Genomic DNA, 13,099 nt, shown 5'->3' with positions numbered 1-13,099 from the left:
ACAATTATGCGGGCGGCACGGGGATGCGCTGGTTTAATAAGGGGATGCGGTCAAAATGAATGCGGAGCAGTTTTTGAATGATACGATGTTTGAGCTCATACAAGCCCGGAAATCCGGCGAACCGCCCGATTGGGCGATCGGCAGCTTGCTGTTGGAGCATCATACTCTTCTATATCTGGTGAAGGGGGATGCTCTTGTTCAAGTGGATGGACTTGAAGCCAGACTAGAGAGCGACACGCTTCATGTGTTTGCGCCCGGAACCCGGCTTGAGCTGAGGCAAGGGCTGCTTGGACGGCTAGAGTTATGCTGGCTGACCTTCGATATTTTCCGTCTAACCAAACATGCTCAGAACAATACAAGCCGATCCTTTATCCGGGAAACCACATTCCCGCTGCAAGGGCAGATTCGTGCCAGCAGTCATCTATTTAAGCGGTATTTCTATTTGCTTGAGGCCGAAGGCAAGCGGATGCAGGCGCAGAATCGGTTTCAGGCCCAGCAATATTTGTATGATTTGCTCAAAGGCATTCTGCAGCACGCGGCCCCAGTAGCGATGAACGACATCGAAGAGCGGCTGAAGCAAGCGATCCACTATATGCAAAACCACTATCGCGAGGAAATTCGGGTAGACAAGCTTGCCGAGTTGGCAGGGCTTCATCCGACGTATTTTTCCCAGCTATTCAAGCGCAACTTGGGTAAAACGCCGGTATCCTTCCTTGCGCATCTCCGTATGAACAAGGCCAAAGAAATGCTGCTGCAGACCGACAGGTCGATACGCGAAATCGCCCAGGACGTCGGCTATAGCGACGAATTTTATTTCAGCCGTCGTTTTAAGGAAATGAGCGGTTACTCCCCAACCATGTTTACGAGCAGCAAAAATGTACGGATCGTCTCACTTTCTTATCCCTATACAGATCACTTGCTCACGCTTGGCATCAAACCTTGCGCAGCGCAGCTTCATGCTTATTTGCCTGAGACGCCGCAATCCCTTCGCTTGCCGCGGCATGGCTCGGAGCTGTGGGAAATTAGCCGGGAAACGTTCGCGGAAGCGAAGCCGGATCTGATCCTGTGCAAGGATAATGTTCACGGTAAAGCATTGGAAAATGTGAACGATATCGCGCCAGTCATTGCCATCCCATGGACGACGAAGGATATCTATGCCCATTTGACCACAATCGCGGAGCTTGTTGACCGGAAGCAGGCTGCCGAAGCATGGATAACTGAGCATAAAAGCAAGGCGGAGCAGCTTCACCGCAAGCTTGAAGGGAAGCTTGCTATTGCGGACACAACCGTCGCGGTATGCAGCGCACGTGCTAAAGGGCTTCGCATGTACGGATCACGAAATATCGGACATGTCTTTTACCGGTCACTGGGGTTTCAGCCGCCGCAGCGAATTCAGGAGCAGCTAAGTCTCCATCCTGAAGGGACAGGCTTTAATTGGACAGGCATTGCTCCGCATGAGATTGGGAATTATGAAGCCGATTATTTGTTGGTCGCAGTGGAGACGGACGAAGATCGTGAGCGGGTACAGCAATGGATCGTCTCGGAACCGGCTTGGGCTGCGCATTCTGCAGTCAAGAATGGGCGTGTTTTTGTGGTGGATTGGGACAAGTGGATTCTTTATTCGCCGCAAATGATCAATTGGCAGCTGGAAGAGGCGTATTTACTTCTGTCAGGTGAGGCATGATGAATAAAAGGGAATAAATCCATATCGAGTGAAACCGGAAATCTTGAATTTGTCCATGAACGAAGCTTGGAATATGTCATGGACGGAGAAAGAGGGACGGTTATAATTAGATAATGATAATGATTATCAATATTATTGATAGGAACGGAGGTATCCTCGCGCGAAACAGATGAACGGGAATAAAAAATGGCAGATAAGCCTATGGTTTACGGCGGTAATTGTGGCCTTACTGCTCTCAATGTTTCTGGCGATTTCCTATGGCGCTAAAGAGCTGACATTGCGGACGGTATGGACCGCGATTTTTCACTATAACAAAGAAGATACGGCACATCAAATCGTCCATGTGTTAAGGCTGCCCCGCGTCCTCGGCGCGGTATTGACGGGAATGGCTTTTGCCGTGGCCGGTTCATTAATGCAAGGGGTTACGCGGAATCCGATGGCGGATACCGGTATTTTGGGCGTCAATGCGGGGGCGGCGTTTGTCGTCGCGCTATCCTTTGCGCTATTGCCGGGTCTTGCCTATGGAAAGTTAATGATTTTATCTTTTATTGGAGCGGCGTTAAGTACATTAATTATCGTCGCACTCAGCTCTGCCACGCGAGGCGGACTGACCTCACTGAAGCTTACGATAGCCGGAGCGGTCGTTGCCGCTATCCTGCATTCATTAAGCAGCGGTGTCGCCATCTATTATGACCTTAGCCAGGATTTGGCCTTCTGGTATGCAGGAGGTGTGGCGGGGGTCAGATGGGAGCATCTGAAGTGGCTTGCGCCTGTTGTACTCCTCACGATTGGCGGTTCCATGGCAATGGGAAGGTCGATTACTTCCATGGCCTTCGGCGAGGAGACGGCTGCAGGCCTTGGAGTTCGCGTCGGGCGGATCCGTTTTTTCGGAATGGCAGCTGCAGTTGTGCTTGCTGGTTCCTCGGTATCGGTCGCAGGGTCGATCAGCTTTGTTGGTCTTGTTATTCCTCATATGGCTCGCCGTTTAGTTGGTGTAGATTATCGGATCACAATTCCGTTCGCCGCTTTACTTGGCGCTATTTTGCTGGTCTGGGCAGATTTCGCTTCGCGAATGGTTCACCCGCCGCGTGAATTTGCAATTGGGGGCATGGTGGCGATGGTAGGCGTTCCTTTCTTTCTCTATTTGGCTCGCAAGGAAAGGAGGGAGCTGTAGATGGACCGGATTCAAGTGAGCCGGCTTCGAAACGCTTTATGGGCTTCCTTTACGCTGCTCCTGATTGCGATTGCGGTCGTGACTATCGCCCTCAATACAGGATCAATTCGTTTGTCGCCGTCAGAAGTCTGGAACACGCTATGGGGCAACGGGACAAATGAGCAGATGCTTATTTTATTCGAATATCGTCTGCCGCGCATTATAATTACCGCTCTTGCGGGGATGGGGCTGGGTGTAGCCGGTGCCGTGCTGCAAGGCGTATCGCGGAATGCTTTAGCTGACCCCGGTATTCTGGGGCTGCATGCGGGCGCAGCATTTGGCCTAATCGTATTCGTTTCCTTCTTTCGGACGATGGAGGGACCGGCAGCCTTGCTTATTCCGCTCTTTACGTTTGCGGGCGGTATGGTGACGGCCGTCATTATTTTCCTATTTGCTTACGACCGGTTTAAAGGACTGCTGCCAATTCGGCTTATCCTTGTCGGCATTGCCATAGAGGCGGGAATCGGGGCTTTTACGCTGTTTCTTTCCTTGCGGCTGGACGAGGACACCTATTCCTTCACCTCGCGCTGGCTGGCGGGAAGCGTCTGGGGCAGGGAATGGATTCATGTATGGACACTGCTTCCTTGGATCGCGCTTCTGATTCCATTCCTGTACAGCCAGTCTAAGAAGCTAGATCTGTTTGCGCTGGGTGATGAGCTGGCCTCGGGAATCGGAAGCCGGGTTACTCGAAACCGGATTGTGATGCTGGCCGCAGCGGTAGCCTTGTCCTGCGCAAGTGTTGCGATGGCAGGCGGGATTGGCTTTATTGGGCTGGTTGCGCCTCATATTGCAAGACGGCTGGCCGGGCCGCAGCATCGTTATTTTTTGCCGGTAGCTGCCCTTACAGGGCTTGTTATTCTAGTGACGGCGGACACGATTGGCCGGTCTATTTTGCAGCCTGTTGCGATACCGGCGGGAATCGTCGTTGCGATGGTAGGCGGACCTTACTTTTTGTATATGCTGTTTAAAACAAAATTTTAGAGAAGATTGAACAGGAGATGGATGAAGTTGAAAAAGGGATTGTTTATGCTAACGGTTGTTATGCTCGTCGCGCTGCTATCTGCATGCGGGCAAGCAGCTAATAAAGGTACGGGCTCCAAAGAAGGTTCCTCTAATACGGGGGCTAGTGAAGTCGAACAAACGGGTCAATATGGCGATGCCAAAATCGCCTCGATGTCGATACATATTACGAACAACTTGCTTGCACTCGGCATTAAGCCGATCGGCTCGGTTATTGGCGGTGACGTCAAAGATTTCCTCCCCCATGTGAAAGATCGTCTGGAGGGTGCAGCCAAATATGGTGTCGTAACTGATCCCGACATGGAAGCCGTTCTGGCGTCGAAGCCGGATGTTATCTTTATCGATGAAGTATACACAGGCGAAGATGTGGGCAAATTTGAAAAAATCGCGCCGACGGTGAGCATTAATATGGACGAAGGAACCTGGCGTGATCATCTGCGAAGAATTGCCGAGCAAGTAGACAAGAAAGCGGAAGCCGAGAAATTTATTGCCGATTATGAGAGTAAAGCGGCAAATGTAAGTACGATGATTCACGAAAAGCTTGGCGCCGATGCCAAAGTGATGGCGATCCGAATGACGGCGAAGGAGCTGCGCGTCATGGGGATGAAGCGTCCGCTAGGGCCGATTATGTTTGATGATCTCAAGCTTGCGCCAGCCGCTGGTGTGGAAAAAATCGTCGATAAACCTTACGCCGTCATCTCGCAAGAGGTGCTGCCGGACTTCGATGCGGATGCGATCTTTGTCATTATAAGCAAAGGCAGCGAAGCCAAAGCCACCTTCGATGAATTGGCCAAAAATCCGATCTGGCAAAATCTAAAAGCGGTGAAAAATCAGCATGTCTATGTGCTCGATGGACAAAAATGGCTGGACTATTCCTCCATTGGCCACTTTATGGCGCTGGAAGACGCGGAAAAGCTATTTGCTAAGTAACTTTTAGGGATGCTGGTGGTAACTGTCGCAGTATGGGTCTGTGAGGACTATACAAGCAGCTAGTTAAGATGCGATATGCCTTCCGAAGCTGCAGAAGGCGCAATTCGCTTTCAACAGCTCCAAGCTGTGAAATCAGCTTCACACAGCTCCACACACTGGACTCTTTGTGCCTAAATGAGAAACAAAATGCAAAAGTGCATGCTGATCTGTCTCAAAAGGTCCAGAATGGCGTTCAAAATGCAAAAGTACATTTGAAATCCTTCTATTTCACGCTATAGCGTCTTTTTGAGCCAATCAAACTGCATATTTGCATTTTGAAGCGAAAAATCGCCGAAAAAGCGGCTAACAACCTGCACATTTACATTTTGTGCCTCCCGCGCGCGGCGTGGCGATGCAGGATAGGATGATGGCAGACCAATTTTACAGTCGTTGCAGACGCGCGGCAGGCAGCAGATAGCGGAGTGGTAGCGGGTTTACTTTCTTGCATGAGACTGATTCGAGTGCTAATGGGTTCGGTTGTAGCGTCATCAAGAATGAGGCATGGCTTTGAATGTTTAATTCTTGGTTTGTCTTGCTCTGAGATGATGCACGGCTGGGGGAAAGCGGAGCGTTTTGAGTTCAGGATGCTTTTTTGAAGATTCTAACCATTTATCATCGTGCCGGCGATGGGGACAATGGAATCAAGAATAGCAGCATGAACCAAAACGCGCAGCGATCCCGTATATAGCACAATAGCAGGGCTCTAAACCGAGTCCTGTTTTTTCATGTCATTAACATCGATGAAATCTATTATTATAATAGAAACAATAATATTTACTTATAATACTGTCCGGACTATACTTTGTTCATCAAGCAGCAACACTAAGATTGACCAGCCACACCATTTGAAAATCAGGGAGGAATCAACATGACTACTACTATCGCCGATATTAAAATTCCGGACAGCAAGCTGGCGCTTGGCGCCGCTGAGCTGCTTCGCGAGCACGGTAATGATCTGCTCTGGAACCACTCACACCGCGTCTATTTGTTTGGAGCTTTGCAAGGTGCCAACAACGGGGTGAAATATGACAGCGAGCTGCTGTACATTAGCGCTTTATTCCATGATCTTGGTCTGACGAAGCATTATAGCAGCCCGGACAAGCGTTTCGAGGTAGACGGAGCGAATGCTGCTCGCGATTATCTGCGGAGCCATGGTGTTCCCGAGGAATCGTCCCGTCTCGTCTGGGATGCGATTGCGCTTCATACAACGATTGGCGTAGCCCAATACAAAGAGCCTGAAGTAGCCTTGATCTACTCTGGCGTTGGTTATGACGTCATGGGTGAAAATTTCGAAAGCCTGACCGAAGAAGTACGCGGGCAAGTAGTTACTGCCTATCCGCGTAACGGATTTAAGAACAAAATCTTGCCTGCTTTCCTGGAAGGCTTCAAGCATAAGCCGGAGACGACGTTCGGCAACATTAAAGCGGATGTTTGCGCGATGCTGCTGCCCGGCTTCAAGCCTACCAACTTCTGCGAATGCGTGCTTCACTCGCCGTGGAAAGAGTAAGCCTGGTTAGCGAACGATAGCAAGTGAAAAGCCAGTCCGATGTGAACTGAAAAACAGTTCAATACCGGTACTGGCTTTTTTCGCGCCGACACTTCTAACTAGCGCTTAAAGTAAATGCGCGGAGCACCGTAAGTGGCGATCGAGTTGGAGAACGGGGCTGCAGACGTGCTCTTGATGAGCTCCAGTCCGCCCCACTTGGAGACGATCTCCGTCGGATTGCCGCTTGCATCCCAGTTCGTTACTTTTGCAAAGTGATAATTCGTGTAATAAATCGCATCAGGGAAGGCGATTGGCGTCATCGATGCCGTTGAATAACTAATGCCAGGACGGGAAGCGTGAGCGCCCTGCTTTTTCATAAAGTTGATAATATCGGCATCATTGCCCTGCTGCGGTGAGCCGGTGTAAGAGGTATCCGAAATATCCGCAACGAAATGATAGCAAGTAAATGCACTCGTCGCAGGGCCAGCAAAGCTGTTGTCAGTCGGCGAGTTGTAGTACCATGTAGAGTCATTGCGCTGATAGTAGTTATAATCCATTTCTGTTACGTAGATGGGCTGAGATGCGACGACGACAGATGCGCCGCGAATATCGTTCGGATAGGTCGCCGTTATTTTGAGCGTAGGCTTCTGTGCGTTTCGGGTGTCATAATGCTCATTGAACGTATAGTCCAGCTTATAGCGGCCGATTGTACCGGGAACATAGGACAGGTTGCCGAGAACCGTCGTGCCGGTGCTTGTCGTGACGGAAGCGACAACGGAGGTGGGTACCCCCTCCACATAAGCATCGATCGTATGTGTACTTCCTCTGAGCAGGTAAGATGAGCCTGAGCCGGCGAAATAACCGGAGGTGTAAGAGAAGGAGCCGGGGCTGTAGAGCCTTACTTCGCCGGGAGTGACTGCACTGACCTCGAGCTGAGAGAGATTCAGGTTGGACGTGTTTCCGGAAAAGTCGTACATGTAGATGTAATAGTCCCCATCCAAATAATTGGAATAGGAGCTAAAGCTGCTTAGCTGCTGCTCATACATGGATTGACCGTCTGGGAACTCGGGGGTGATTTTGGCGATAGCAAAATAAAAGGTGGTGCTTCCGGAGCTTCTGAATTTATAACGGTATTTGTCAAAATGAAGCTTGAACCTTTTCTCATAGCTGTTGTAGCGGTTGGGCGAATGAGGTGTGTACGCGCTGCCGTTAAACGTCTCTGATCCGGTGTAGCGGGTAAAGAGAGTGGAGCCGCTGTAATACGAGATTTCTCCTGGAAGCGCAAATCCGATTGCCGGAATTGAACTGACCCCCAGCAGCATTGCCATTAACAGAACACCTCTTCGTAACCATTTCATCATAATGCCTCCTTTATGGGACAAGTGTGAATCACTTACAGAATATACGAATTAATGGCAGATGAATAGCGGCTCTATGAAAAAAAAGACTGCCCTATTATCCGGAAGAATAATAGGGCAGCTTAGGGTGATCTAGACGGCGGATGTCGTTTTATACACTTCGCGGATCGCGTCTTCAATATCTGGTTCTTTGACGCTCAAATCCTGAATCGGCAGCTTCTGTGACAGATCGGAGATCAGCTCCGCTGCGGATATTCGCTTCTTCTCGAATTGGTACCAGATTTTAAGCCCATCCTGCTTGATAATTGTCGCTGCCGGATGGACGAGATCCTCGCAAGGTTGTTTCAGCTCAACGACGAGCAGACGGTAAGGTGCCAATTTGTGAATGATCGTATCGATAGGTCCGTCCTCTACGATTTTGCCATGGTTGACCACAACGAGACGGTTGCACAGCTGTTCCACGTCATCCAGATCATGAGTCGTCAAGATGACGGTTACGCCGCGCGTCCGGTTAATTTCTTTGATGAAATTGCGAATGGCATGCTTCGCATCGGCATCAAGGCCGATAGTTGGCTCATCGAGAAACAGCACTGACGGGGCATGCAGCATGGCCGCTGCCAAGTCGCCGCGCATCCGTTGTCCTAATGATAGCTGACGAACGGGCGTGTCCATGAATTCATCCAGCTTCAACACGTCTCTTAGAATAGCTAGCGTTTCCTCGTAAGCGGCCAGATCGATTTGATAGATGCGTCTCAGCAGCTCGAAGGACTCGCCAAGCCGCAAATCCCAATACAGCTGCGTGCGCTGTCCGAAGACAACGCCAAGTTTGCGTACGACTGATTTGCGGTCTGCTTGCGGCGATATGCCGCATACTTTGATCGATCCGGAGGTCGGATGGAGGATGCCGGTCAGCATCTTGATCGTTGTACTTTTTCCCGCACCGTTTGGCCCGATATAGCCGACGATTTCTCCTTTTCCGATCGAGAAGCTAATGCCGTCCACGCCGTTCACTATCGTCTTTTGAGGGAACAGCAGGCTCTTAAGCGAGCCCCGCAGTCCGCTTTCTTTCTTCGTAATAATATATTCTTTCACCAGATCATGAACCTCGATAACGGCTTCCATGCCGGATCACTCCCCACTTGTCTAAGAGCCAGCGCTCTCGTAATTTTTCATTCCGATTCTGAAAATCCAGTGCGCCAGCAGGAAGCAGGCCAGCCCGATAATAGGCGTCCATAATGCCAAGCTGAACGGCAGCTGGACCATACCGCTATCCTTGCCGAGAAACTCGACTGCGGGATAGAAGCTGATGAACCCGATCGGAATCAGGAAGGTGAATAATGCCTGCAGTACAAAGGGATAGATGCTAAGCGGGTACATCGTGGCGCGCTCCAGCATGGAGAGGGCAAAGCCGACCATAGAGCCGTTTCGTTTCGTCCAGAAGGCAATGGTGCCCAGACTGATAAATAATGCAGCCCGCAAGAGGACGCCCCCCAGCAAGACAAGCACCAGCTTCACAATATTAAAGAACGACCATTCGAAGCCGACAAGCTGACAGCCGTATAAGAAAATGATAATGCCCGGAATGCAATCAATTAATCCGATGAAATTGACATAGCTCGTTACGAGCTGGAAGAACACATTCATCGGGCGCAGCAGCAGACGGTCGAAGCCGCCATTAATGACCATATTGTCGATATGCCAGGTGTTGATGAAAAAGACAACGAATATGCCATGACTGACTAGAGCGAGCCCATACAGAAAGGTAAGCTCGGGGAAGTCCCATCCGTTAAGCGGTTGAAAACGGTCGACGATAATTTTGAGCATCCATATTCCCGAGAAATATTGAATCGGAATCATGAGCAGCCAGCTGAACAGAAACAGCGGATACTCCAGCTGCCGCTGTACGGCGAGGCGTGCGAAGCAGGATGCGACGGATACATAGTGCCGGATTGATGACATCATAGCTGCTGTCTCATCCTCCCTGAATTAAAGTTTTTTTCTTCGTACGCTTCCAGCCTGCTGCAAGCAGAAGGAACAAGATGATGATCCACACCGCTTGAACCGCTAAGGCCGCTAGAGCTTCCTTCGTTCCGACATTGCCAATGTAGATGCCTAGCGGCGTCTGGTAGGTATACTGAAAGGGCAGAAACTTGGAGACCGTCTGGACGCTTTCCGGGAAAAACCAGAGCGGCACGATGCTGCCCGACAAGACGCGCACGATGCTGTCCTTGACCATCCCCATATTGCCAAGCTCCATCACCCAGAACGCGATTAGGCCAACCAAGGCGCTGAGCAGCCACAGGATGCCGTAACTAAGCAGGCAGCTGGGGATGAAGAGCAGGAAGTTCAGGAAGGACGAAGGCCAAGGGATTCCGAAGAATAGGGAAGCGAATACGATGAGCGGCAGCGCTTTGTTCGCCAGTGAACTCAAGCTGCCTCCGATATCATCGGCCAAATAACAGGCGAGCAGCGGGATCGGGCGATAGAAATCAGTGACGATCTGACCCTCTCTGATTTTGTAATAGATGGTGTCCTGAACATCACATACGAACATCGATGAGAGAATAATCGATAGAATGGTATAGGTAGTCAGGTCTTGCAGGCTGAGCGATTGGACTTGTCCGATACCGCCTCCGTAAGCAGTCTGCCATAGGAAGACGGATGCCAGCATAATGATGAGATTGGTGCCGACAGAAGTGAATACCTCAAACCGGTAAGCCAGATTGGTGAGCATTCTCATCTTTGTTATGTACCAATAGGCCTGTAGCATGGTGAACCCCCTTGAAATATCCGATTTTGTAAATTCATACAATTATAGAGTGGATGCTGTTATTTAGGCAATACTTTCCTGATTTTCACGACATGGATTGAAGCGGTTTCAATATCGTTTTCCTGTGCTATAATCGAATACACTATGCTGATATAAAAGGGGGAGCCTTATGTTGTGGAAACGCTTTATCGTTCATCGTAGAAGCGTGATGATGACATGGCTGCTATCGTATTTGGCGATCCTGACTGTTCCTGTATTAATAAGCATTTTTGTTTATGTGCAGTCACAGGCTATTCTGAAAAGCGAGATTTATCGCGCCAACAACGTCCTGCTGAAAGAAGTGCGGGAAACGATAGATAATCAAATCCAGCTTGCGGAGCGGCTGACGACGGAACTGACTTGGAATGTCCGCATTAGGGGCTATCTCTATTCCAATCAATACAAGACGCCCGATAGTCTGGATAATGACTTGTACGGTCTGCATAAGACCGTTCAGGAGATGGCGATCTATCAATCGCTATATCCTTCCTTCAAAACCTACTATGTCTATTTCAGAGACCAGGATCTTGTACTGGAGCCGGGTGTCTACCGCAGCAGCCGTCTGTCCTATGAAACGGTCCATGAGCATCAGACGATTTCTTATCCGGTCTGGCTCAACATTATGCAAAGCAATAATGCGGGTAAGTTTATTAAATTGGAAAATAGAGATCAGTCCGGCAGTACACTGGCCTATATCCAGTCCTTCCCTGGCAATCGTCAGGAGCCGCCGCCTGGAACAGCCGTTATACTGCTGGATACAGCGAGGCTGATGGAGGTTATCCAGAATGTAAGCGAGTATAGCAGCGGGCAAGTGATGCTGCTCAACCCCGATGGACAGATTCTGTTGTCTACGCAGCAGACAGACGGGCCAGGCTTCCTGCCAGGACCAGAGCTGGCGGGTGATTCGGGAACCTCTTTCACCGAGGTGAACGGACAAAGATCGGAGTTTCTCTACATCAAATCGCAAAATTCCGAATTGATTTACGCCACGGTCATCCCAAGCAATCTGTTCTGGAACAAGACGGATTACTTGCGCAAAATTACGTACCTTGGCCTCGGCATAAGCGTTATTGGCGGCCTTGTGCTTGCTCTTGTCTTTTTGTACCGCAACTATAGTCCGGTGCGTTCACTGCTGCGCATGCTCAAACATTCACAGGGTAAGACGGCCAACGCGGACAATGAGTTTCTCTATATACAACAGGCGATCTCCGATACGCTAAATGAACAGGAGAAAACGCAGTTCAAGATGAAACAGCAGTCCAATCTGCTCCGCTCTAATATGCTTTCAAGATTGTTCAAGGGAAGGATGGAGCATCAGATCGGTCTGGATGAATCGTTGTCCGCCTTTGATGTCCATTTTCTATCTGATCAATTTGCAGTACTGCTATTCCATGTGGATTATGAACGGTTCAGCATGCATCTGGACGAGTTGCCCGGCATTCATGATAAATCCAGGCTCATGCAGTTCATCGTGACTAATATTGTAGAGGATATGGCGGGTGCTGCGCATCGCGGCTACGTGAGCGAAATTGACGATCATATCGCTTGCTTGATTAGTCTGAACGAAGGTGAGACGGAGCAGCATAAGCAGGAGATTCGTGAGCTTGCTGAGCAAGCACGCGAGTTTCTGGGGCAGCACTTCAATATCCAGTCCGAGATTTCGATCAGCCGCATTCAGCGGTCTGTAGAAGGCATTGCACTCGCTTACCGCGAGGCGCTGGATACGATGGAATATATGATGGTCGTCGGTCAACCGGGCATACTGATGATAGATGATATCGCACGCAATCCGGAGTCCGGTTTGCAGTACACCTATCCGATTCAATTAGAGCAGCAATTGATTAACGTCATTAAATCGGGAGACGGCGATAAAACGAAGGCGATGATTCATGCGATCATTTCAGATAGCATGGAGCAGCAGCTCACACCCGATTTGCTCAAATGCTTGATGCTCAATCTGATCAGTACGCTGGTGCGCATCATCGCGGAGGTCGGAAGCAATGATGAGGTGCTGCCGGTTAATAGTCCGGATTGGATTGCACATATTATGGCTGGCGAGTCGATCAAGGAAATGGAACAGCGTCTGCTGATCATTGTCAGTGATGTATGCGCCTATACAGCGGACAAGCAAAAGCAGCTGCAGCAAAGCTCCCGAACCCGGACGCTCCAGCAGCTATCCTTGGAAATTAAATCGTATTTGGGCGAGCATTATCAGGATCCCAACTTAAATATTGCGATGATCGGCGAGCGATTCGGTCTGACGCCAACCTACTTATCGCGGCTGTTCAAGGAGCAGACGGGAAGCGGTCTGCTGGATACGCTCAACCTGCTTCGTCTGGAGCAGGCCAAGCTGCTGCTTCGCGATTCAGACCACAGCATCAAGTCGATTGCCGGCCAAGTCGGCTTTCATGATATCAATACGTTCATCCGTATTTTCAAAAAGTATGAAAGCATGACGCCTGGGCAATATCAAAAAATGATATAGATTACGCTGAAAGAGGCTCCTAGAGCCTCTTTTTCGTATTTGATGACGCGATTCCGCAATTTGATGATGCCATTT

At 49.8% G+C, this 13,099-nt stretch carries 10 protein-coding genes; 6 read left to right on the top strand and 4 right to left on the bottom strand.

All coding sequences use genetic code 11. The features are described 5' to 3' along the window. The first annotated feature begins 55 nt into the window (after window positions 1–55). The 5 genes from IEX98_RS09585 (at window position 56) to IEX98_RS09565 (ending at window position 6,393) form a co-directional block, all read left to right on the top strand. On the top strand, window positions 56–1,684 hold the full coding sequence (locus IEX98_RS09585; protein ID WP_188888738.1) for a helix-turn-helix domain-containing protein: 1,629 nt from the start codon (window positions 56–58) through the stop codon (window positions 1,682–1,684). Between the two features lie 169 nt (window positions 1,685–1,853). Then, on the top strand, window positions 1,854–2,858 hold the full coding sequence (locus IEX98_RS09580; protein ID WP_188888737.1) for a FecCD family ABC transporter permease: 1,005 nt from the start codon (window positions 1,854–1,856) through the stop codon (window positions 2,856–2,858). Beyond that, a complete protein-coding gene (locus tag IEX98_RS09575; RefSeq protein ID WP_188888736.1) occupies window positions 2,859–3,878 on the top strand; it encodes a FecCD family ABC transporter permease in 1,020 nt (339 codons plus the stop codon). It begins immediately after the preceding gene. A gap of 27 nt (window positions 3,879–3,905) precedes the next feature. Beyond that, window positions 3,906–4,847, top strand: a complete 942-nt coding sequence (locus tag IEX98_RS09570) for an ABC transporter substrate-binding protein (RefSeq protein WP_188888735.1) — start codon at window positions 3,906–3,908, stop codon at window positions 4,845–4,847. Window positions 4,848–5,754: 907 nt separating this feature from the next. Continuing rightward, window positions 5,755–6,393 carry an HD domain-containing protein gene (locus tag IEX98_RS09565; protein ID WP_188888734.1) on the top strand — a complete coding sequence of 213 codons (639 nt, stop codon included), beginning with the start codon at window positions 5,755–5,757 and terminating at the stop codon, window positions 6,391–6,393. 98 nt (window positions 6,394–6,491) lie between these two features. On the opposite strand, the gene IEX98_RS09560 is transcribed toward IEX98_RS09565, so the two are convergent. The 4 genes from IEX98_RS09560 to IEX98_RS09545 all read right to left on the bottom strand — a co-directional run bounded on the left by IEX98_RS09560 (window position 6,492) and on the right by IEX98_RS09545 (window position 10,500). Beyond that, window positions 6,492–7,733, bottom strand: coding sequence for a hypothetical protein (locus IEX98_RS09560; protein WP_188888733.1), 1,242 nt, complete (start codon window positions 7,731–7,733; stop codon window positions 6,492–6,494). A 129-nt stretch (window positions 7,734–7,862) separates the two neighbouring features. Then, window positions 7,863–8,852 (bottom strand): ABC transporter ATP-binding protein, encoded by a 990-nt coding sequence (locus IEX98_RS09555; protein WP_188888732.1) that lies wholly within the window; start codon window positions 8,850–8,852, stop codon window positions 7,863–7,865. Between the two features lie 21 nt (window positions 8,853–8,873). After that, entirely contained in the window at window positions 8,874–9,692 is an 819-nt protein-coding gene (locus IEX98_RS09550; RefSeq protein ID WP_188888731.1) for an ABC transporter permease, read from the bottom strand. Window positions 9,693–9,702: 10 nt separating this feature from the next. Then, window positions 9,703–10,500, bottom strand: coding sequence for an ABC transporter permease (locus IEX98_RS09545; protein ID WP_188888730.1), 798 nt, complete (start codon window positions 10,498–10,500; stop codon window positions 9,703–9,705). Between the two features lie 169 nt (window positions 10,501–10,669). Here IEX98_RS09545 and IEX98_RS09540 point away from each other — a divergent pair, with 169 nt between their 5' ends. Further along, window positions 10,670–13,024 carry a helix-turn-helix domain-containing protein gene (locus IEX98_RS09540; protein WP_188888729.1) on the top strand — a complete coding sequence of 785 codons (2,355 nt, stop codon included), beginning with the start codon at window positions 10,670–10,672 and terminating at the stop codon, window positions 13,022–13,024. The last annotated feature ends 75 nt before the right edge of the window (window positions 13,025–13,099 follow it).

Source organism: Paenibacillus radicis (ex Gao et al. 2016), assembly GCF_014641555.1.
GTDB lineage: Bacteria > Bacillota > Bacilli > Paenibacillales > Paenibacillaceae > Pristimantibacillus > Pristimantibacillus radicis.
The sequence above is the reverse complement of the archived record's forward strand: the minus strand, read 5'-3'. Positions and strand labels throughout refer to the sequence as shown.

What these genes read in the sequence shown, in the direction of transcription:
- IEX98_RS09585 (WP_188888738.1), top strand. Translation starts at nt 56, where the DNA reads ATGAATGCGGAGCAGTTTTTGAATGATACGATGTTTGAGCTCATACAA.
- IEX98_RS09580 (WP_188888737.1), top strand. Translation starts at nt 1,854, where the DNA reads ATGAACGGGAATAAAAAATGGCAGATAAGCCTATGGTTTACGGCGGTA.
- IEX98_RS09575 (WP_188888736.1), top strand. Translation starts at nt 2,859, where the DNA reads ATGGACCGGATTCAAGTGAGCCGGCTTCGAAACGCTTTATGGGCTTCC.
- IEX98_RS09565 (WP_188888734.1), top strand. Translation starts at nt 5,755, where the DNA reads ATGACTACTACTATCGCCGATATTAAAATTCCGGACAGCAAGCTGGCG.
- IEX98_RS09560 (WP_188888733.1), bottom strand. Translation starts at nt 7,733, where the DNA reads ATGATGAAATGGTTACGAAGAGGTGTTCTGTTAATGGCAATGCTGCTG.
- IEX98_RS09555 (WP_188888732.1), bottom strand. Translation starts at nt 8,852, where the DNA reads ATGGAAGCCGTTATCGAGGTTCATGATCTGGTGAAAGAATATATTATT.
- IEX98_RS09550 (WP_188888731.1), bottom strand. Translation starts at nt 9,692, where the DNA reads ATGATGTCATCAATCCGGCACTATGTATCCGTCGCATCCTGCTTCGCA.
- IEX98_RS09545 (WP_188888730.1), bottom strand. Translation starts at nt 10,500, where the DNA reads ATGCTACAGGCCTATTGGTACATAACAAAGATGAGAATGCTCACCAAT.
- IEX98_RS09540 (WP_188888729.1), top strand. Translation starts at nt 10,670, where the DNA reads ATGTTGTGGAAACGCTTTATCGTTCATCGTAGAAGCGTGATGATGACA.